The 19,808-nt window shown below is 74.1% G+C and carries 16 protein-coding genes; 3 read left to right on the forward strand and 13 right to left on the reverse strand.

Features of this window, described 5'->3' with window-relative positions:
- Positions 1 to 39: 39 nt before the first annotated feature.
- Positions 40 to 891, reverse strand: coding sequence for an RNA polymerase sigma factor SigF (locus tag IE245_RS03895; RefSeq protein ID WP_189945289.1), 852 nt, complete (start codon positions 889 to 891; stop codon positions 40 to 42).
- 170 nt (positions 892 to 1,061) lie between these two features.
- Here IE245_RS03895 and IE245_RS03900 point away from each other — a divergent pair, with 170 nt between their 5' ends.
- Entirely contained in the window at positions 1,062 to 1,484 is a 423-nt protein-coding gene (locus IE245_RS03900; RefSeq protein ID WP_189945290.1) for an ATP-binding protein, read from the forward strand.
- Positions 1,485 to 1,551: 67 nt separating this feature from the next.
- On the opposite strand, the gene IE245_RS03905 is transcribed toward IE245_RS03900, so the two are convergent.
- The 6 genes from IE245_RS03905 to IE245_RS03930 all read right to left on the reverse strand — a co-directional run bounded on the left by IE245_RS03905 (position 1,552) and on the right by IE245_RS03930 (position 8,092).
- A complete protein-coding gene (locus IE245_RS03905; RefSeq protein WP_189945291.1) occupies positions 1,552 to 1,977 on the reverse strand; it encodes an SsgA family sporulation/cell division regulator in 426 nt (141 codons plus the stop codon).
- Positions 1,978 to 2,081: 104 nt separating this feature from the next.
- Positions 2,082 to 2,513: an STAS domain-containing protein gene (locus tag IE245_RS03910; RefSeq protein ID WP_189945292.1), complete on the reverse strand. Its 432-nt coding sequence runs from the start codon at positions 2,511 to 2,513 to the stop codon at positions 2,082 to 2,084.
- The gene (locus IE245_RS03915) at positions 2,510 to 3,628 is read right to left on the reverse strand and encodes a cobalamin B12-binding domain-containing protein (RefSeq protein WP_189945293.1); all 1,119 of its coding nucleotides are present in this window, start codon (positions 3,626 to 3,628) and stop codon (positions 2,510 to 2,512) included. Before IE245_RS03915 ends, IE245_RS03910 begins: the two co-directional genes overlap by 4 nt.
- Positions 3,625 to 5,307: a PP2C family protein-serine/threonine phosphatase gene (locus tag IE245_RS03920; protein WP_189945294.1), complete on the reverse strand. Its 1,683-nt coding sequence runs from the start codon at positions 5,305 to 5,307 to the stop codon at positions 3,625 to 3,627. Before IE245_RS03920 ends, IE245_RS03915 begins: the two co-directional genes overlap by 4 nt.
- A gap of 134 nt (positions 5,308 to 5,441) precedes the next feature.
- Positions 5,442 to 7,685 (reverse strand): SpoIIE family protein phosphatase, encoded by a 2,244-nt coding sequence (locus tag IE245_RS03925; protein ID WP_189945295.1) that lies wholly within the window; start codon positions 7,683 to 7,685, stop codon positions 5,442 to 5,444.
- Positions 7,682 to 8,092: an STAS domain-containing protein gene (locus tag IE245_RS03930; RefSeq protein ID WP_189945296.1), complete on the reverse strand. Its 411-nt coding sequence runs from the start codon at positions 8,090 to 8,092 to the stop codon at positions 7,682 to 7,684. Before IE245_RS03930 ends, IE245_RS03925 begins: the two co-directional genes overlap by 4 nt.
- Positions 8,093 to 8,461: 369 nt before the next feature.
- Here IE245_RS03930 and IE245_RS03935 point away from each other — a divergent pair, with 369 nt between their 5' ends.
- On the forward strand, positions 8,462 to 8,719 hold the full coding sequence (locus IE245_RS03935) for a WhiB family transcriptional regulator (RefSeq protein WP_189945297.1): 258 nt from the start codon (positions 8,462 to 8,464) through the stop codon (positions 8,717 to 8,719).
- An 83-nt stretch (positions 8,720 to 8,802) separates the two neighbouring features.
- Here IE245_RS03935 and IE245_RS03940 read toward each other — a convergent pair whose 3' ends face one another.
- Together IE245_RS03940 and IE245_RS03945 are read right to left on the reverse strand one after the other, a co-directional pair.
- The gene (locus IE245_RS03940; RefSeq protein WP_189945298.1) at positions 8,803 to 9,288 is read right to left on the reverse strand and encodes an ATP-binding protein; all 486 of its coding nucleotides are present in this window, start codon (positions 9,286 to 9,288) and stop codon (positions 8,803 to 8,805) included.
- Between the two features lie 113 nt (positions 9,289 to 9,401).
- On the reverse strand, positions 9,402 to 10,613 hold the full coding sequence (locus tag IE245_RS03945) for a PP2C family protein-serine/threonine phosphatase (RefSeq protein ID WP_229851059.1): 1,212 nt from the start codon (positions 10,611 to 10,613) through the stop codon (positions 9,402 to 9,404).
- 107 nt (positions 10,614 to 10,720) lie between these two features.
- Between IE245_RS03945 and IE245_RS03950 the strand changes: the two genes are divergently transcribed.
- Entirely contained in the window at positions 10,721 to 11,233 is a 513-nt protein-coding gene (locus IE245_RS03950) for a MarR family transcriptional regulator (RefSeq protein WP_189945299.1), read from the forward strand.
- 133 nt (positions 11,234 to 11,366) lie between these two features.
- On the opposite strand, the gene IE245_RS03955 is transcribed toward IE245_RS03950, so the two are convergent.
- The 4 genes from IE245_RS03955 to IE245_RS03970 all read right to left on the reverse strand — a co-directional run bounded on the left by IE245_RS03955 (position 11,367) and on the right by IE245_RS03970 (position 19,616).
- Complete coding sequence (locus tag IE245_RS03955) at positions 11,367 to 12,527, reverse strand: PP2C family protein-serine/threonine phosphatase (RefSeq protein ID WP_189945300.1); 1,161 nt, start codon at positions 12,525 to 12,527, stop codon at positions 11,367 to 11,369.
- A 66-nt stretch (positions 12,528 to 12,593) separates the two neighbouring features.
- On the reverse strand, positions 12,594 to 12,962 hold the full coding sequence (locus tag IE245_RS03960; protein ID WP_189945301.1) for an STAS domain-containing protein: 369 nt from the start codon (positions 12,960 to 12,962) through the stop codon (positions 12,594 to 12,596).
- Positions 12,963 to 13,015: 53 nt separating this feature from the next.
- The gene (locus tag IE245_RS03965; protein ID WP_189945302.1) at positions 13,016 to 15,475 is read right to left on the reverse strand and encodes a SpoIIE family protein phosphatase; all 2,460 of its coding nucleotides are present in this window, start codon (positions 15,473 to 15,475) and stop codon (positions 13,016 to 13,018) included.
- A 115-nt stretch (positions 15,476 to 15,590) separates the two neighbouring features.
- The gene (locus IE245_RS03970; protein ID WP_189945303.1) at positions 15,591 to 19,616 is read right to left on the reverse strand and encodes a HAMP domain-containing protein; all 4,026 of its coding nucleotides are present in this window, start codon (positions 19,614 to 19,616) and stop codon (positions 15,591 to 15,593) included.
- Positions 19,617 to 19,808: the final 192 nt, after the last annotated feature.

A 19,808-nucleotide genomic window follows, 5' to 3' on the forward strand; every position in this document is an offset into this window, starting at 1 on the left:
TCCGGCGCGGGAACCCTGGAGCCGTGCGGGCGGGTCGGATCAGCCGGTGCCGAGCAGGCCCTCGCGCAGGCGCTTCACGGTGCGCGCGAGCAGCCTCGACACGTGCATCTGCGAGCAGCCCAGTTCCTCGCCGATCTGCGCCTGGGTCAGTTCCTCGACGAACCGCAGGTGGATGATGCGGCGATCGCGCTCGTCGAGGTCGGCGATGAGCGGGGCCAGCGAGTGGAAGTCCTCGACCAGCGCCATGGCGGGGTCCTCGCTGCCGATGAAGTCGGCCAGCGAGGCGTCGCCGTCCTCGTCCTCGCCGCTGAGGGCGGCGTCGAGCGAGGAGGAGTTGTAGCCGTTGGAGGCCAGCCGCGCCTCGGTGACCTCCTCCTCGGTGAGGCTCATCAGCTCGGCCAGCTCCTTGACCGTCGGCATCCGGCCGAGGCGGGTGCTCAGTTCCTCGGTCGCCTTGGCCAGCTCCACCCGCGCCTCCTGGAGCCGGCGGGGCACGTGCACCGCCCAGGAGGTGTCCCGGAAGAACCGCTTGATCTCGCCGACGATGTAGGGGACGGCGAAGGTGGTGAACTCGACCTCGCGCGACAGCTCGAACCGGTCGATCGCCTTGATCAGGCCGATCATGCCGACCTGGACGATGTCCTCCATCTCGTCGGCGCGGTGGCGGAACCGGCCGGCGGCGTAGCGGACCAGGCTCATGTTCATCTCGATGAGGGTGTTGCGCGCGTACTGGTACTCGTGCGTCCCCTCCTCCAGCGTCGCGAGCTCCTGGAAGAAGACCTTCGACAGGGTCCTCGCGTCCTTGGGCGCGACCGCCGACGTGTCCGGGATCTGCGGCAGCGTCCCTGTCGCGGACTCGACTCCCGTGGTCGACAGCGTGGTGATCGTCACACCATTCCCCTTTCACGTGTACTTCTCATCGGGATGCACGGCCCTGAGGTGGCCCGCATACCCCGCCTTCTCACATCCACACCCATCGTCTCCTCACATGTTTTCGGTCGGTTCCTCTCCGCCGATGGAGGGGCAGACGGACTCCCGAACCCACCGCCGGAAGGAGAGTCATGACACGGGATCCCTCGATGAGGGCCGTCGGCTGGGCGCGGTCGCTGCCGATGGGCAGCAGCGTCAAGACGGCCCGGGACTGGACCCGCGAGCACCTGGCGGCGATCGGCTGGGACCGTACCGCCCCCGACGCGGCGGACTCCGTCGTGCTGACGGTCTCCGAACTCGTCACCAACGCCCATGTGCACGCCCACAGCGACGCGCAGCTGATCCTCACCTGGGACGAGGAGTGCCTGCACGTCACGGTGCACGACGCCTCGCCGCTGGTGCCCGAGCAGCGCAGGGCGGACGACGGCGCGCTGGGCGGGCGCGGGCTGATCCTCGTCGACGCGCTCGCCGACGACGTGCGGACCCGGCCCTGTCCACGGGGCAAGGACGTGACGGCGTGCTTTCGCCCGGACGCCCCTGGGCGTCCCGGCTGAGGGGCCGGGCCCGGGGACGCCGTGCGGGCGGGTGGCGCCGCCGTACGGCGTTGCGGCGCGGCCCACGTCAGCGCCTCAGGGACGCGAGCAGCGGTCCCCAGTCGATGTGGCGGTCCTCCGTGCCCTGCGGCACCAGGACGAAGGTCTCGCGCACGAAGCGGCAGAGCGCCTCCTGGTCGCATTTGACGACGGCGCGCTGTCCGGACGGCCCGAGCAGCAGGAGGAGCCCGCCGTCGGGGTCGGGACGGAGCCGGATCTCGCCGTCGCCGGTGGGCCGGAGGGATCCGGCGAGGATCATCTCTCGGTCGAAGCACCACACCACCGGCTCCTCGCCGAGGAGGTGGAAGGTGATCGTCAGGGCGTGGGGGGTACGGGAGTCGTACCCGACGGTCGTGTCGATCGGGACCGCCGTGTCCGGGGTGAGCAGTTCCATCGCCATGGGCTGGGTGAAGACGCGCGGGGCGGGGAGCGGCGCGGCGGGGTGCTGGGGCATGGGGTCCTCCGGCTGAGGGGCTGTCAGCGAGCGGGTGCGGTGTCCGCTTGACCCGTCCCGTCCCCGTTACACCTCGTACCGGCGTGGCGGATGTGCCGATGGTGTCACGGTTCGGTGAAGGTTGTGAACGGCCGCCGGAGGCCGGGGGGCAGGGGTCCCTCCGCCGTGTCGCTCCGGGTGTCGCCGTCCGGCCCGACGGTCGCCGACCGGCCCGTCAGGTGCTCGTACGTACCGGTGAGGAGGAGCAGCCGGTCGAGGAAGGGCGGCCTGCGGTCGAGGTGCAGCGGGACGCCGGCGGCCTCGGCCAGCCGGTGGAGGGCGAGCAGGGCGGAGAGGCCCGTCGAGTCGCAGAGGGTGAGTCCGGCGCAGTCGACGCGGAGGCCCGCCGGGACGGAAGCCGGGTCGAGATGGGCCCGGACGGCGTCGAGCAACTCGTCGGCGCTGTCCCACGCCAGGTCGCCGGCGAGCGTCACGGAGAGGATTCCGTCGGGCGCCGCGACGGCCTCGACGTCGAAGGTGGGTCCTGGGGTGTTCACGAGTGGAGTCCTGAGGCGGGCGGGGCGGACGGGCGGACCAGGGCGCGTCGCCCTGCGACGAGGTGCGCCCGGGCGCGGGGGAATTCGGACTGGACGTCGGCGAGCAGGTCGAGCGCGGCGACGAGGGCGCCTCCCGGAACCCCCCGGGCCCGGAGGATCCCGGCGGTCCAGGTGACGAAGCCGGTGAACAGCTCGGCGTCGTCGGCGTAGAGGGACGCGGCGAGGAAGTCGACGATCTGGGCGATGTCCTCGGCGGTCCGCTCCCTCTGCCGCTCGGTGTACGCGGCCGTCGCCGGCACCGCCTCCTGGAGGCCCTGGAGGACCTGGCGGACCAGCTGGGTCCGGGCGCGGGTGACCAGGGTGTACTCCTGGTCGGCGAGATGGGGCAGGTCACCCGGTACACCGGTCCGGGCCGGGTCCCGCGCCGGCGGGCCGACGGCGAGCAGACGGGCGGCGGCCCTGGCGTCCGGCGCCCACCCGTCGGCGCCCAGCAGACGGGCGTAGCGGCCCTCGGGGCCGAAGGCGGCGCCGCCGACGAGGACGGGGAGCCCGATCGCCTGGACGGCGGTGACGGCGGCGTGGGCCGTCGGGAGCCGGATCGGCAGGGAGGACGAGAGGGCGACGACGTCCGTGCCGGTCTGGTGCAGGTGGGCGATGAGATGGGGGGTGGGGACGTGCGCCCCCAGGTAGTCGACCAGGAAGCCCCGGCCCCGCAGGACCTCGGCGAGGAGACGGGCGGGCAGGGCGTGCCACTCGCCGTCGACGCAGGCGACGGTGACCCGCCGGGTCCCCGGCCCGTCCTCCGGCCGGTGGCCGGCCCCGTCGGCCGTGCGCCGGGAGAGGGCGGCGACGACACGTTCCTGGATGGCCGTGGCGGCGTGTTCCTGGGCGACCCCGATGCGGTCCGCGGCCCATTCCGTGCCGACCCTGGCCTGGACGGCGCCGATCACGTCGAGGAGGAGGTCCTCGGCCGGGACCCCGGCGTCGTGGGCCCCGAGGACGGCGGCGGCGGCCGCCGGTTCGTCCCTGGCCTCCAGGGCCGCCCACAGCCGTCGGCGGGTGGTGGCGAGGCCGTCGGTCGCGGTGTCCGTGGTCCGCGTGGTTCGCGTGGTCATGCGGTGTACCTGCCCCGGGTGTGGCCGTTCACCGCCGACAGGTGGGTGGTGTGCGGCGCGGTGATGGCGACGACCGCCATGTCGTCGTGAGGTCCGCGGCCCACCCAGTCGCCGGCGATCATCTGCACCCGCTCGACGACGGCCTCGGCAGGGAGTCCCACGCACTCGGCGAGCGCGGAGCGCAGCCGGTCCTCGCCGAACATGGCCGAGCCGAGCGGGCCGCCGCGGGCCTCCGTGATTCCGTCCGTGTACAGCAGGCAGGTCTCGCCGGGCGACAGGTCCACGGTCGCCGACCGGCTGGTGACGACGGGGAGGGCGCCCACCAGGGTCCCGCCGGTGTCCGCCTCCTCCACCTCTCCCGTCGCGCGCAGGACGAGCGGGCGGGGGTGGCCGGCGCTGGTGAGGCGGAGCCGCACCCGGCCGCCCGTGCGCCGCACCGAGGCGAGGACCAGGGTGGCGAAGCGGGTGTGCCGGGCGGTCAGCAGCGCGCCGTTGAGCAGCCGCAGGACGTTCTGGTGGTCCCCGGCGAGGGGCAGCAGGGCGTGCACGGTGCTCCGGATCCGGCCGGTGAGCACGGCGGCGTCCAGGCCCTTGCCGCACACGTCGCCGAGGACGGCGAGCGTCTCCGGGCCGTCCTCGGTGCCGGGGTGGACATCGTAGAAGTCGCCGCCGATGCGCTCGGTGTCCTGGGAGGTGCGGTAGCCGCCGGCGAAGTCGACCCCGTCGACGTGGTGGAGCCGGGGCGGGAGGAGCTCGGCGATCAGCGCGCGGGTGACGCGGGCCTGCTCGGCGTAGAGGCGCGCGGCGGAGAGGGCGGCGCCGGCGCGGGCCGCGAACAGTCGGGCGAAGAGCTCCTCCGAGGCGTCGAAGGCCCGCCGTCCGCCGCGCCGCAGCAGGATCAGCGCGCCCGCGGGCACGCCGTGGCCGGGCAACGGGGAGATGGCGACGGAGCCCGGGGGCCCGCCGAAGTCCTCCGGCACGGCCCATGACGGGAGTTCGGCCGGGTCGATCCAGCGGGCGGGCACCGGCGGGAATCCCTGCAGCGCCTCGGCGAGCCCCGGCACGACGGCCGGGTCGAGATTGACCTGGGTCCGCTCGAAGCCCCCGGCCATGGCGGTGACCACCGCGTGGCGGTTCCGGACGGGCGGGGAGATCACGAGGGCCGCGTCGCCGAGGTGGTCGGCGGCGAGCAGGGCCGCCTTCTCCAGGCAGCGGTCGGGGTTGAGCGAGGCCAGCAGCTGGGTGGACGCGTCGGCCAGGATCGCGTGGCGCTCCCGTTCGGTGCGCAGGGCGTCCTGGGCGGCCGTCAGGTCGGAGTCGTCGACCAGCCACCAGGCCACGTCGCCGTGACCGGACTCGGTGGGGTGGGCCCTCAGGAGGCGGCCGTCGTGGCTGCCGCGCAGCGGGGCGGGTCCCGCCGACGCCGTGGCCGCGGCGACGGGTGCGCGGGTCGTGCGGGCGAGCCGCCGGTGCGCGTCGGCGAGCCATCCGGGGACGACCTCGTCCAGCCACGTGCCGACCCTCATCCGGGGGAAGAGGTCGGCGGCCGCGGCGTTGAACTCGACGACGCCGCCGTCGCGGTCCGCCACCACCGCCGGGTGCGGCGATCCGATCCAGGAGGTGCTTCCCGCTCCGGTGGTCTCCCGGGAGCGGCCGGACTCGTCCTCGAAAACAGTCATATGCGTGGCCTGCGTCGTGGCCCGCCGCCTTCCTCGTCGACAACGGCTCGTCCGTCCACCCTCGCGCAGGGGGCGCCGCGCATCAAGTGAACCCTTCTGCTCCGGTACGCGCCCCGCCTTTCCCCCCGTGACCCTCACGGTTCCGACACGGCCCCTTCACCGGACGGGCCTCCGGTGGCGGTGAGGACGAGGACCGCCCGGTCGTCGTCGATCTCCTGCCCGCCCGTGAAGTCGCGCACCGCGTGGGTGACGGCGTCGACGAGCTGCTGGGCCGAGGGGCGGGGCGGGGCGCCGGCGACGGCCGCGGCGAGTCGCGCCTCACCGAACTGCTCGTCCGCGCCGTCGCGCGCCTCCGTGATCCCGTCGGTGTGGAGCAGCAGGCTCTCGTGCGGGCCCAGACGGAGGGTGCGGGTGACGACGTCGGTGTCGGCGGAGATGCCGAGCAGGGATCCGGGGGCGTCGACGAGACGGGTGGTGTGTCGGGCGTCGAGGTGGAGCGGGAAGGTGTGGCCGGCACGGACCAGTTCGATGTCCAGGCCGTGCCGGGCGGGGGTCAGCGTGCCGTAGACGAGGGTGACGAAGCCGGTTCCGTGACTGTCCGGCCGGTTGACGAGGGCCCTGTTGACGGCCGCGACGACGTCCTCGGGGCCGGGCAGGAGGGGGGCGACGGCACGCGCGGTGTGGCGCACCAGGGCGGTGGTCGCGGCGGCGATGGCTCCGCGTCCGCAGACGTCGCCGAGCAGGAACGCCCACCGCCCGTCGTCCAGCGGGAAGACGTCGTAGAAGTCGCCGCCGATGTCGAGGCCCTCGCCGGCGGGATGGTAGGAGGTGGCGACGTCCGCGCCCGGTACGTCGGGGATCTCCGGCATGAGCAGCCCTGCCTGGAGGTCCCTGGCGAGGGTCACCCGGTGGGTGTACTGGCGGGCGTTGCGGGCGGCCGAGGCGGCACGGCGGGCGAGTTCCTCGGCGAGGGCCACGCGGTGGCCGTCGAAGGGCTCCGCCTCGGTGGACAGCAGCGTCACGGCGCCGAAGGCGGTGCCCCTGTCCAGCAACGGGATGCAGAGGTATCCCGTGGCACCGAGGTCCTGCCAGGGGCCCGGGCCGGAGGGGGCGCGCCGGGCGATCTCGCTCGCGCGGGTCGCCAGGACACGGGCGACGGCGTCGTCGTCGGCGTCGTAGACCGGGGCGTGCGAGGCGAGGACCTGCCGCAGGCGTTCGTCCGGGGCGGCGGTGGCGACGCGGCTCAGACGGCCGTTCTCCACCACGTCGACGGCGCACAGTGGCGCCAGGCGCGGGGCGCAGGAGGCGGCCAGCCGCTCCAGGGTCTGGACGGCGTCGAGGTCGGCGGTGAAGGCGGTGCTGGCCTGGAGCAGGAAGGCGAGGTCGCCACGCGCTGCCCGCTCCCGGGTCTCGGCCGCCCTGCGGGCGGCCTCGGCCCGCTGCCGCTCCACGGCGAGCGCCGCGGTGTCGGCGAAGAGACGGGCGAGGGCGAGGTCGGCCGCCTGCGGGAGCCTCGGGACACGGTGGTACATCGCGAAGGTGCCCAGGAGGGTCCCGTCGCGTCCGAGGACGGGGGTGGACCAGCAGGCGGCCAGGTCGGCGCGCCGTGCCAGGTCGCGGAAGTCGTCCCACAGCGGGTCCGTGGCGATGTCTCCGACGATGACGGTCGCGCGGCGGTGTGCGGCGGTGCCGCAGGACCCGACGCCCTCGCCGATGCCGATCCCGTCGATGGCCCGGTTGTAGAAGTCGGGCAGGCTGGGGGCCGCGCCGTGGAGCAGGCGCCGGCCGTCGGGGTCGGCGAGGAGGACGGAGACCACCAGGTCCTCCGGGGAGAGTTCCTCTATCGCCCGGGCCATTCCGTCGAGGACGTCGGGCAACGGCGCCTGGCGGGCGATCTGTTCCAGCAGCAGGCGGTGCTCCGCCGTGAACCGCTGGGCCTGCTTCACCTGTGTCGTCTCCACCCCGATGACGCGGACGCCGGTGACGTTGCCGCCCGCGTCCACGCGCGGCTCGTAGCTGAAGTCGAAGAAGGCCTCGCGCGGTTGCGCGCCGTCGTCGAGCTGGACCCGCGCGTCGCGGCCGGTGCGGGGGGTGCCCGTCCGGTAGACGCGGTCGAGCAGACCGATGAGCCCCCGCCCCGCGGGGTCGGGCAGCAGCTGCCCGAGGGGCATGCCGGTGCGGACGCGCGGGTCGGCGCCGATGGCCCGGAAGAAGGCCGGGTTGGCGCTCTCGACCATGTGCGCCGGGCCGGCGAGGGAGGCGAAGACCGCGGTGGTCTCGCCGAACAGGACTCTGAGGTCGTCCTGCGCGGGGGCGGCGGGACCGAAGTCCTCCGCCGGGTCGGGCCGGTGCGGGTGCTGACCCGGTACGCGCCTCATGCGCTCTCTTTCCTGTTCTGCCGCGCCGGTGCTCCGGCTCCTGGTGCGGTGTCCGGCCGGACCGGCCCCGCGGCGAATGCCTCGTGCACGTCGGAGTGCGCGGTGAAGATCTGGTCCAGCCCCGTCAGGGCGAACAGCCGCCGGACGGTGCGCGGCACGGCGGCGAGTCCGAGGGGCCTTCCCCGGGCGGACAGGTGGCGGTGGAGCCGGAGCAGGGCGCTGATGCCGCTGGAGTCGCAGAAGGTCAGGGCGGCGAGGTCCGCCACGACGGGCCGCGCCGCGCCGTCGGCGGCTCCCGCGCTCCTCCGTCCCGCCTCGTCCAGCTGGACGGCGCTGTCGTGGTCCAGCTCGCCCCGGAGCACCAGCACGGTGCCCCGCCCCTCCTCCTCGACCTCGACCGAGAACACCCTCTGCTTCCTCCGTGTACGTCGTGCCGACGGACGCTCGCGGCCCGGGGACCGGCGTGGACGTCACTGTCCCGTTCCGTGTTCCCCTTCGCTCCGGATTCATGACGGAGGAGCGCGTTTCGGCGTGGCGTTCACGGTCAGTCGGTCCTCGAACGAGGTCCGCTCCCGGAAGGATTCCGTCGTGCCGGTCGTGCTGGTCCTGGTGTTCGTCATCGGTGTGGCGATGGCGTGGTGGAGCGTCATGCCCGTCCCCCGCGGGCCGCGACGGGGTCCGTGACGCCGTGGGACGGCCCGGCCCCGGGTTTCACCGCCGGACGAGCGGTCAGGCGAACGGGGACAGGACTCCCTACGCGTACACCGGAGGTTCCGATGGAAAGCCGGCGCGCGGACGCGGCCTGCCAGGAGGTCGACCCCGATCTGTTCTTCCCGGTGGGGACCGGTTCCCCGGCCCTCGCCCAGGCGGAGGAGGCCAAGAGGGTCTGCCGCCGGTGCCCGGTACGGGAGCCGTGCCTGCGCTCGGCCCTGGCGCAGCCCCATCCGCCGTCCGGCGTGTGGGGCGGGCTGACCGAGACCGAGCGGCAGTCGCCGGCACGCCGGGCCCGCCGACGTGCGGCCGACCGCCGGTGACCGCCTTCAGGAGCGAGGTCGCGTGCGAGGCCCCCCGGGGTTCCCGGGGGTCTTCGCGTGCCGTCGGCGCGCCGTGGGCGGCGTCAGCGCGGTCGCGGGTCCGCGGGGGTCGCCGGGTCGGCTTGGTCCGGCAGGAGGGAGAGGCGGGCGCGGACGCGCTTGCCCTCCGGCGCGGGCTCCACGGTCAGGTTCTCGCAGACGGCGACGACGATCTCCACGCCGTGCTGTCCGATGCGGCGGGGGTCGTGTCCGCGAGGGACGGGAGCGGCGGCCTCCTGGTCGAAGACCGAGATCTCCAGGCTGTCGCGGCCCAGTTCGAGAAGGAGCCGGCAGGGGCCTGCCGTGTGCCGGATCGCGTTGGTGACCAGTTCGCTGACCACCAGCTGCGCGAGTTCGACGCGCTCCAGGGCGACCGGCCCGGGCAGCACGGTCGGGGCGGTCGCGAGGAACTCGGCCGTGAAGGCGCGAGCGGAGGCGATCGCCCCGCCGCGGGCGGCGTCGTGGTAGACGGCACCCGCGGACAGCAGGGGCTCCGGGACCGCGCGTTCCGCGGTGAGCGCGTCCGTCATGGCGCTGGTACTCCCCTCGTCCTGGGTCTGCGGCTGGGCTCCTCGTACCCGCCTTTCCCCTCTTCATGGTCCCCACACCGCCCGCAGTGCGGATCACATCCGCCGGCGGCGCGTCAAGGGGACGCCGGCGCGGTCGACGCGGGGCCCTCGTGCGGTTCCCCGCCCGGGGGTCCGGCCTCGTGGCCGTGCCAGTCGAGACAGAGTACGAGGACGGCGTCGGGCGCGCCACGGCGCGTTCCGCGCAGCGCCCGCAGGACGGCGCCGGGGACGTCCGCGCCCCTCCGGCGGTGGGCGCCGGCGAGCGCGCGGGCGACGGGGCCGTCCGGCGCCTCGTGCGCGTCGTCCGCCGTCGGCTCCCCGGTGCCGTGGGCGACGAAGACGAGCCGGTCGCCGCGGAGGAGGCGCAGGCGCTGGGGGGCGTAGACGGTGTCCTCGAACATGCCCAGGGGCAGCTGGCGGTCCAGTTCGATGCGTTCGGTCGCGGTGGGGCGGACGCGCCAGAGCGTCGGCGAACCGGCGTCCACCACCTCGGCCTCGCCGGTGGTCAGGTCGAGCCGGAGCAGCAGGGCGGAGAGCGGGTGCTCGCCGCGGTACTGCCCGTAGAGCGCCTGGTCGGTGAGGCTGGCTTGGGCCACCAGGTCGAGGCCCGCCCGCCGGGCGTTGCGGATCGCCGTGAGGGCGAGGGTGCTCGCCAGGGCGGCCGGGGTGCCCGGGCCGGCGCCGTCGGCGACGACGACCACCAGGTCCCGGTCGGTGGCGCTCCAGTCCAGGAGGTGGCCTCCGGAGCCGTAGGCGGGCTCCCAGTGGGCGTGGAGGTCGAACGCCGGTGCCGCGCAGGCGCGGCCCGGCAGGGTGTCCCACTGCATCTCCCCGGCGACGCTGAGGGCGTGCGTCCTGCGGGTGCGGCGGTAGAGGTCGGTGTGGCGGTCGGCGACGCGCAGGGCGTGGCCGAGGGTCTCGGCGACCCGGGCGAGGCTCGCGGTGGCCGTGGGGCCGGACCGGTCCGCGGGCAGGACGACGACCAGGACCCCGAACCGGTCGCCGCGGACCGTGACGGGAAGGTAAACGGTCGCCGTGGGCCCGACATCACGGAAAAGATATGGTTGCTGGGTGCGGAAGACGCGGCCGGCGGGGCCCGCGTCCACGGGCGCGTGCGGCATCCCGGCAGGTGCCTGGACGGGCTCCACGGGGCGCAGGGTCGTGAATCCGTAGTCGACGAGCAGCAGGTCGGCGGAGGTCGCGGCGTACAGGTCCGCGAGACTGGTACGGAGGGAGTCCAGGAGGAGGTGTGGTGCCGCCCCGCGCAGTGCGCCTTCCACTGTCACGTGTCGATCCACCGGATCCGTACCGCCTTCTGGAGAGATGTGGAAATGACCGGTCCGTCGCGAGGCCGCCGTCCCCGGCCCTGGACGTCCGAGGAGGGTCGGCAGGCATGAACGGCAACCCCGCCCCGCCGCCGCGGGAACCGCAGCGGACGGCCGAGTACGCCCGGGAGCTCATCGAGCTGCTGGAGGTGTTGTGGGAGCGCGGCCGGGACATGGTGTCGTCGACACCCGTCTCGGCGAGTCAGCTGCGCGTGCTGTACAGCCTGGACCGGGAGGAGGGCATCAGCCTGCGCACCCTGGGCGAGCTGCTGGGCTCCGCGCCGCCCTCGGTGAGCCGCATGTGCGACCGGCTGGAGGCGCTGGGCTTCGTCCGGCGGCTGCCCAGCCCCGTGAGCCGCCGGCAGCTGGAACTGCACCTGACGGCACGCGGCAAGGCGTACCTGCGGGACCTCAGGGCCCAGCGCGAGGAGGCCCTGCTCGCGGTCATCGCGGACATGTCGCCGACGAGCCGCAAGGCGCTGCTGCGAGGACTCACCGGCTTCCACGAGGCCGTCGAGGGGGGCGGAGCCGGCGCCTCGTCACCCGCCCCCGCACCGCTGAAGGACGTCAGTTCGGCCTGATCCCCCCGCGCCGCCGGCTCCGGCCGGGCGCACATCCCCTGTCCTCATGTCCACCTCTGGTCGTGGTCGACGGCGTTCTTCCGGGCACCCGCCGACTGTTGCCCCAAGGATACAGTTGCCGCACGACAATTGATCACACGGTGCCGTGCCAGTCGAGGCAGACGACCAGGGCGTCGTCCTCCAGCGGGCTCCCGCCGTGGTGCTCGGCGAGCTCCCGGAGCACCGCCTGCGGCACCTGGGTCGGCGGCAGCAGCCGCGTCCCCCGCAGCGCACGGGCCAGCGCCCGGTCCCCATAGCTCTCCCCCGCGGGCGAGACGGCCACGTACACCCCGTCGCTCCCGAACAGCAGCCGGTCGCCCGGCCGCACCGTGAACCGCTCGGTCACGTACACGGTGTCCTCGAACATGCCGAGGGGCAGCTGCGCCTCGAAGCCGACCGGCTCCACCGTCTGTCCCCGCTGCCGCCACAGCCGGGGCGAACCGGCGTCCACGGCCTCCACCTCGCCCGTGGCCAGGTCGAAGCGGAGCAGCAGCACCGACACGAAGGCCTCGCCCCGGTACTGGGCGTACACGGCCTGGTCCGCCAGCGCGGCCTGGTCCGCCGGCGGGAGGCCGGCCCGGCGGGCGTTGCGGAGCGCGTTGATCGCGAGGTTCGTCAGCAGGGCGGCCTCGATGCCCTCCCCCATGCCGTTGGTGACCGTCAGGGTCAACCGGCCGTCCGAGACGGACCAGTCGTAGTTGTCGCCGAAGATGGCGTAGGCGGGCTCCAGATGGGCGGCGAGGGCGAACTCGGGACGGACGCAGGAACGGCCGGGCAGCAGCTGCCACTGCATCTCCGCCGCGAGCGTGAGCCGCGTCGCCCGCCGCGCCAGGACGTACAGGTCCGTGTCGCGCTCCGCCACCAGGATCTCGTGGCCGAGCGCCTCGCAGACCTGGGCGAGCCCGGGCAGCAGCGGTCTGAGGTCGGCCTCCGGCGGCAGCTCGGCCGTGAGCACCCCCAGCCGGTCCCCCCGGACGGTGACGGGCAGGTGGAGCAGGAGCGCCCCGGGCTCCCGCACCACGTGCGGCTCCTGGGCGCCGAAGGCGCGCCCCTGGGGGCTGTCGTGGATCGGCACCGACGGATCCGCCCCGGAGACGTGGCCGACGAGCTGGAGGGACCGCAAGCCGTAGTCGGCCAGGCGGAGTTCCACCCGCAGTGCCCCGCAGTGCTCCCTCAGGGCGTCCTCGACGACCCCGACGAGCCGGTGCGGAGCCGCCCGGCGGAGCGCCTGCTCGATCTCGGCGATCTCGTGCACGCTCTTCCTCTTCCCCTTCCTCTTCTCCTGGCCGGTCCCGTGCGCGGCGACCGCGCCGCCCGTCCGCTATCCGGCGGCGACGGCCGCGGCCAGCGCGTCCGCCACACCGTCGTACGGCGGGATCGTCATCGTCACGCCGGTGATCTCCAGGATGCGGCGCACGGCCGGGGTCGGCGCGGCGAGGTACAGGTCGCCGCCGCTCTCCCGCACTCTGTTGACCGCCCGGATCAGGACGTTCAGCCCCGAGGAGTCCATGAAGTCGAGGGCGGACAGGTCGAGGACGAGGCGGCGCCGCCCCTGGCCGAACTGCTCCGAGAGGCGGTCCTCAAGGCCGGCGGCCGTCTCCATGTCCAGCTCACCCCCCACGGTCAGCACCGCCGTGAGGTCGTCGCGGATCTCGACGTCGACTTCCAGGTTCGCTTCTCGCTCGAACATGTTCCCTGCTTTCCATGGGGGGTGGGGTCCGGTCGTGGGACGGGCGGCCGGGGTCAGGACACCTGGACACCGACCACGCACGTGTCGTCGTCCGTGTCCGACTTGCTGCGCGCCAGCAGCTGGTCCAGCCGGCGTTCCAGGCTGTCGGACGGCTGCCGGGCGACGGTGAGCAACTGGGTGACGGAGTCGTGGACGGCGGTGTCCCGCCGCTCGACGAGTCCGTCGGTGTACATCAGCACCGTGTCGCCGGGTTCGAGCCGGAGCTCCGACTCCTCGTACTCCGCCTCCGCGAGGGCACCCAGCAGCATCCCCCGCAGGAGCGGCAGGTCGTCCGCCTCCTCCCCGCGGACCAGCACCGGCGGGAGATGGCCCGCGCGGGCCCAGCGCAGCGTGCGGCTGCCGGGGTCGTAGATGCCGCACACGGCGGTGGCGGTGACCTGGGCGGTGAGGTGGTGGGCGACGCTGTTGAGCCAGGACAGCAGCTGTCCCGGGCCCGCGCCGGTGACGGCGAGGCCGCGGAGGGCGTTGCGCAGCACCACCATCCCGGTGGCCGCCTCCACGCCGTGGCCGGCGACGTCCCCGACGCAGAGGAGCACCTTCTTGGACGGCAGCACGACCGTGTCGTACCAGTCGCCGCCGACCAGGGACTCGGTCTCGGCGGGCCGGTAGCGGACGGCGACGTCGAGGCCCGGCGCGTCGAGCGGCGGCTTGACCGGCGGCATGATGGCGTGCTGGAGCTGGAGGGTGAGCCGGTTGCGTTCCTCGGCCGCCTCCTCCGTCGCCACCAGCCGGTCGCGGGTCGCCGTGAGCGCCACCTCGGTCCAGTGCTGCGCCGAGATGTCCTGGTAGGCGCCCCGGACGGTCTGGAGACCGCCGTCGGGGCCCAGGGCGGGTTCGGCGGTCACCCGGATGTGCCGCGTGACGCCGTCGTGGCGGAGCATGCGGAAGGCCGCGGAGGCCACCCGCCGCTGGTCCAGCACCTTCTGGAGGAAGCGGCGGATGATGTCGGCGTCGTCGGGGTGGGCGTGGGCGGCGAGCTCGCGCAGGGCGACCGGCTGCTCCGTCGGCGCGAGGCCGAAGAGCTCGTACAGCTGGCCGTGCCAGGTGATGTCCCCGGCGACGACGTCCTCCTCGAAGGCGCCGACCCGGCCGAGGCGCTGGGCGTGCTGGAGGAGGCTGGCGAGGCGTGCCGACTCGTCCTCGACGCGCCAGATGAGCAGGACGCTCGTGCCGTACCGGCTGATGCTGATGTCGGCGAGCGAGGCGAGCGGCACCTGGTCCACCAGCGCGGTGAGGCGGACCCGGCGGGCGCGGAACGGCTCCCCCGTGGCGTAGACCCGCTCGATCCGGTCGAAGAGCTCGCTGCTGCCCGCCGTCGCGGGGTACGCCTCCAGGAGCAGGGCCCCGTCGACGGAGCCGCGGGGCCGGCCGGCCGGGTCCTGGAAGTGCGCGTTGGCGTGCCGGATGCGGAAGTCGACGAGCTGCCCCGCCTCGTCCAGGTGGGGGGTGAGGACGAGAGCGGGGTCGTAAAGCCCGTCGGAGAGTTCGGCCAGCTCCGACGCCCCGGCCCCGCCGGGGACCGGGAAGCCCCCGGGGGACGCCTCGGGCAGCGCCTCCAGGGTGTGGGCGCAGAGCTCCGCGAGGGCCTCCAGCTGGCGCTCCACGGCCTGCGGCAGCGGGTCGAGGGGGCGGCCCCAGCAGATCTCCAGGACGCCGTGGATGCGGCCGCCGGTCCCGGCGGGGACGACGACCCGGCCGCCGTCGGGGTGGCGCGACCGGCCGATCGAGGGGATGCCGGCGGCCGCGAGCGAGGCGTACCGGACGGTGCGGCGCCCGACGAGCGCCTGGCGGGCCGCGGTGGTCACCCCCGGCGGTACGTAGTGCCAGCGGGCCGCCTCGTCGGGGCCGAAGCCGGCGTGGCCGCGCAGGCTCAGCGAGGTGTCCGGGCCGGTGGTCCAGATCGCCACGGCGACGGCGCCCAGGGGTTCGAGGGCGTGGCGGAGCAACGACTCGGCGACGGCCTGGGTGTCGCCGGCGCTGAGCACCGCGCTCTCGGCCGTGCGCAGCCGCACGGCGACGGAGGCGGCGGGGGCGGGGGCGGGGGACTCGCCGACGGCCGTCCGCACGAACTCGTCCGCCGCCTCGGCCATCCGGTCCCGGGCCGCCTGGTTGATGATGTCCGCGGCGAGTTCGAGCCGGGACAGACCGGCCCGGTCGGCGAGCTCCGCGAGCTGGCGGGCCGCCTGGGCGGGGCCGCAGCCCAGGCGCTCGACGATGACTCCCTTGGCGAGTTCGATCAGGGCGCGGCCCTCGGCCGCCGCCTGGGCGGCGCGCACCTCGCCGCGCAGGCGTTCCACCGTGGCGGCGAGCCGGCCGTCGGTGTCGGCGGTCGTTTCGGCCGGCACGACGTCGGCGGGTGCGGTGACGGCGGTGCCGGGTGCCGGGGACACGGCGGCACCTGCCTCGGGGAGGCCGGCGGCCGGGTCGCCGCCCGGGATGCGGGGGCCACTCACGTCGGCGACTCCTCGGTCGGGGCGGCCCCGGGGCCGCCGTGCGGACGCGGCCGGGGGGCGCCGGTCGGGCGCTCCGGGGCCGGGCGGGGCGTGCGGGCCGGGCCCGCGGGGGCGGTCACGAGGCCGCCCTGCCGTCGAGCCAGCGGCTGATGCAGGCGATGAGCTCGTCGGCGTCGACGGGCTTGGTGACGTAGTCGCTGGCACCGGACGCGAGGCTCTTCTCCCGGTCGCCGGGCATCGCCTTCGCGGTGACGGCGATCACGGGCAGGTCCGCGTACTGCGGGAGCTCCCTGATCCGCGCGGTCGCCGTGTAGCCGTCCATCTCCGGCATCATCACGTCCATCAGCACGAGGGCCACGTCGGGGTTCGCCTGGAGCGTCTCGATGCCCTTCCGCCCGTTCTCGGCGTGCAGCACGGTCATGCCGTGCAGTTCCAGGATGCCGCTGAGGGCGTACAGGTTGCGGGCGTCGTCGTCGACGGCGAGGACGGTCCTGCCGCGCAGGGTGGTGTCGATGGCCTGGGTCGCGGGCGCCCAGTGGTCGCCGCGCACCAGCGGCACGACGTCGCCGGGCTGCTCCGCGGACAGGTGGAGGGCGATCCGCTCGCGCAGCTCGTCGAGGCTGGAGAGGAGTTCCAGCGGGCGGCGGCGGGCGAGCTCCTGGAGGGCGCCCTCCTCGTCGGCGGGGAGCCGGCGGTTGTTGTGGGCGAGGACGGGGACGGTGCGCAGTGCCTCGTCGCCGTCCATGGCGTCCAGGAAGCGCAGGGCGTCGCCGTCCGCCATGTCGACGTCGAGCACGACGCAGTGGAACGGCCGGGCGGCGAGCGCGGAGGCGGCCTCCTGGGGGCCGACGACCGCGATGAGTTCGATGTCCGTCCGGCCCGTGTGCCCGGCGTCGGCGGCGAGTTGGGTGACGGCGTTCTCCGCGACGACGGCGAGGAGCCCGCGCGGGCGTTCCTCGATCACGAGGAGGCGCCGGGTCGGCCGGTGGGCCGGGGCGCCGGGCAGGGCGATCGCGCCGCCGGCCTGTGCCGGGACGGCGAGCTCGGCCGAGGGGTCCGCCGGCACGACGGCGGCGTCGGGCTGTTCGACGAAGTCGGTGCGGGTGACGGGGAGGTAGAGGGTGAAGGTGCTGCCCTCGCCGGGCACGCTCGTGACGGTGAGGGCGCCGCCGAGCAGATGGGCGATCTCGCGGCTGATGGAGAGGCCCAGGCCGGTGCCGCCGTACTTGCGGTTGGTCGTCCCGTCGGCCTGCTGGAAGGCGCCGAAGATGGCCTCCAGGTTCTCGGGGGCGATGCCGATGCCGGTGTCGGTGACGCGGAAGGCGACGACGGGGCCGCCGCGGTGGACGGACACGGGCAGCTCGCGGTCCGAGGCCGGTTCGATGCGCAGCTCGACGCTGCCGTGCTCGGTGAACTTGACGGCGTTCGACAGCAGGTTGCGCAGCACCTGCCGGAGCCGCGTGTCGTCGGTGACGAGGTCGACGGGGACGCCGGCGGCCGTGGAGACCGCGAAGGCGAGGCTCTTCTGCGAGGTGAGGGGGCGGAAGGTGGCCTCGACGTAGTCGAGGAGCCTGCGCAGGGGCACGCGCTCCGGGTTGAGGTCCATCTTCCCGGCCTCCACCTTGGAGAGGTCGAGGATGTCGTTGATCAGCTGGAGCAGGTCCGATCCGGCGGAGTGGATGATGCCGGCGTACTCGACCTGCTTGGCCGTGAGGTTGCGGGTCGGGTTCTGGGCCAGCAACTGGGCCAGGATCAGCAGGCTGTTGAGCGGGGTGCGCAGTTCGTGGCTCATGTTGGCCAGGAACTCCGACTTGTACGTGGAGGCCAGCGCGAGCTGCTGGGCGCGGTCCTCCAGCTCCTGCCGCGCCTGTTCGATCTGGAGGTTCTTGGCCTCGATGTCGCGGTTCTGCGTGGCGAGCAGCGCCGCCTTCTCCTCCAGCTCGGCGTTGGAGCGCTGGAGTTCCTCCTGGCGCACCTGGAGTTCCTCGGTGCGCGAGCGGAGTTCGCCGGCCAGGCGCTGGGACTCGTCGAGGAGTTCGTCGGTGCGGGCGTTGGCGACGATGGTGCTCAGGTTGACGCCGACGGTCTCCATGAGCTGTTCCAGGAAGTCCCGGTGCACGGAGGTGAAGGGGGTGAAGGACATCAGCTCGATGACGCCGAGCACCTGCTCCTCGACGACGATCGGCAGCACCACGAGGCTGCCCCGGGACGTGCTGCCGAGGCCCGAGGAGATCGTGACGTAGTCGGCGGGGACGTTCTCGGCGGCGATGGTGCGGCGGCTGCGGGCGGCCTGCCCGACGAGCGACTCGCCCAGCCGGAAGCGGACGCCGTCCTGGTCGCCGGCGGGGCGTCCGTAGGAGCCGACGAGACCCAGCTCGACGCCGTCGGCGCCCTCCTCGGCGAGGTAGAACGCGCCGTACTGGGCGGAGACGAGCGGGGTGAGCTCGTCCATGACGAGTTCGGCGACGGCGGCCAGGTCGCGGTGGCCCTGCATCAGCGCGGACATCCGGGCCAGGCTGGACTTGAGCCAGTCCTGCTCCTGGTTGGCCCGCGTCGTCTCGCGCAGCGAGCCGACCATGGCGTTGATGTTGTCCTTGAGCTCGGCCACCTCGCCCGAGGCCTCGACGGTGATCGAGCGGGTGAGGTCGCCCTCGGCGACGGCGCTCGCGACCTCGGCGATGGCGCGAACCTGGCGGGTGAGGTTGCCCGCCAGCTCGTTGACGTTCTCGGTCAGCCGCTTCCAGGTGCCGGAGACCCCCTCGACCTCGGCCTGGCCGCCGAGCCGGCCCTCGCTGCCGACCTCGCGGGCCACCCGGGTCACCTCGGCCGCGAACGAGGACAGCTGGTCGACCATCGTGTTGATGGTCGTCTTCAGCTCCAGGATCTCGCCCCGGGCGTCCACGTCGATCTTCTTCGACAGGTCGCCGTTGGCGACCGCGGTCGTGACCTGGGCGATGTTCCGGACCTGTCCGGTCAGGTTGTTCGCCATGGAGTTGACGTTGTCGGTGAGGTCCTTCCAGGTGCCGGCCACGTTCGGCACCCTGGCCTGGCCGCCGAGCCGGCCCTCGGTGCCGACCTCGCGGGCGACGCGGGTCACCTCGTCGGCGAAGGCGGACAGGGTGTCCACCATGGTGTTGATGGTGTCGGCGAGGGCGGCGACCTCGCCCTTGGCCTCCACGGTGATCCGGCGGGAGAGGTCGCCGCGGGCCACCGCGGTGGCGACCTGGGCGATCGAACGCACCTGCCCGGTGAGGTTGGACGCCATCACGTTGACGTTGTCGGTCAGGTCCTTCCAGGTGCCCGAGGCGCCCCGGACGGTGGCCTGGCCGCCGAGGTTGCCCTCGGTGCCGACCTCGCGGGCGACGCGGGTCACCTCGTCGGCGAAGGCCGAGAGCTGGTCCACCATCGTGTTGATGGTCGTCTTCAGCTCCAGGATCTCGCCCCGGGCGTCGACGTCGACCTTCTTCGACAGGTCGCCGCCCGCGACGGCGGTGGCCACGTGGGCGATCGCCCGCACCTGCGCGGTGAGGTTCCCGGCCATCGAGTTGACGGAGTCGGTCAGGTCGCGCCAGGTGCCGGAGACGCCCTTCACGTCGGCCTGTCCCCCGAGGATGCCCTCGGTGCCCACGTCCCGGGCCATGCGCGTGACCTCGTCGGCGAAGGCCGAGAGCTGGTCGACCATCGTGTTGATGGTGTTCTTCAGCTCCAGGATCTCGCCGCGGGCGTCCACGTCGATCTTCTGGGAGAGGTCCCCCTTGGCGACGGCCGTCGCCACGTGGGCGATGTCGCGGACCTGGGTGGTGAGGTTGCCGGCCATCGCGTTCACCGAGTCGGTCAGGTCGGCCCAGGTGCCGGAGACACCGGGCACGGCGGCCTGGCCGCCGAGCGTCCCTTCCGTGCCGACCTCGCGCGCCACCCGCGTCACCTCGGAGGTGAACAGGGACAGCTGGTCGACCATCCCGTTGAACACCTGGGAGATCTCGCCCATCAGCCCGTCCGCCTCGTCCGGCAGACGGGTGCCGAAGTCGCCGTCCCGCACCGCCGTCAGCCCGGCCAGGAGCTGACGGAGCTCAGGCTCGACCACGGCGGCCGGTCCGGGCTTCTCCCGGCCGGAGGAGCTCCTGGTCGTCGTCTCAGACATGGCCCATCCTCGTTCCCCACCAAGCTCGCACACGGACCGTACGGCTCACGTCACGCGTCGGACGTCCGCTCCCCCGGGACGGCTCCGACTGCCGCGATCGTTGCCGTACGGCAATCATGACGACACTACCCCTCCGTGATCGCCACGAGGAGGCCGGTGCCGGTTCGGGCGGCCGGAACCCGCCCCCTCCGC

It is taken from the genome of Streptomyces roseolus (assembly GCF_014649855.1).
GTDB lineage: Bacteria > Actinomycetota > Actinomycetes > Streptomycetales > Streptomycetaceae > Streptomyces > Streptomyces roseolus.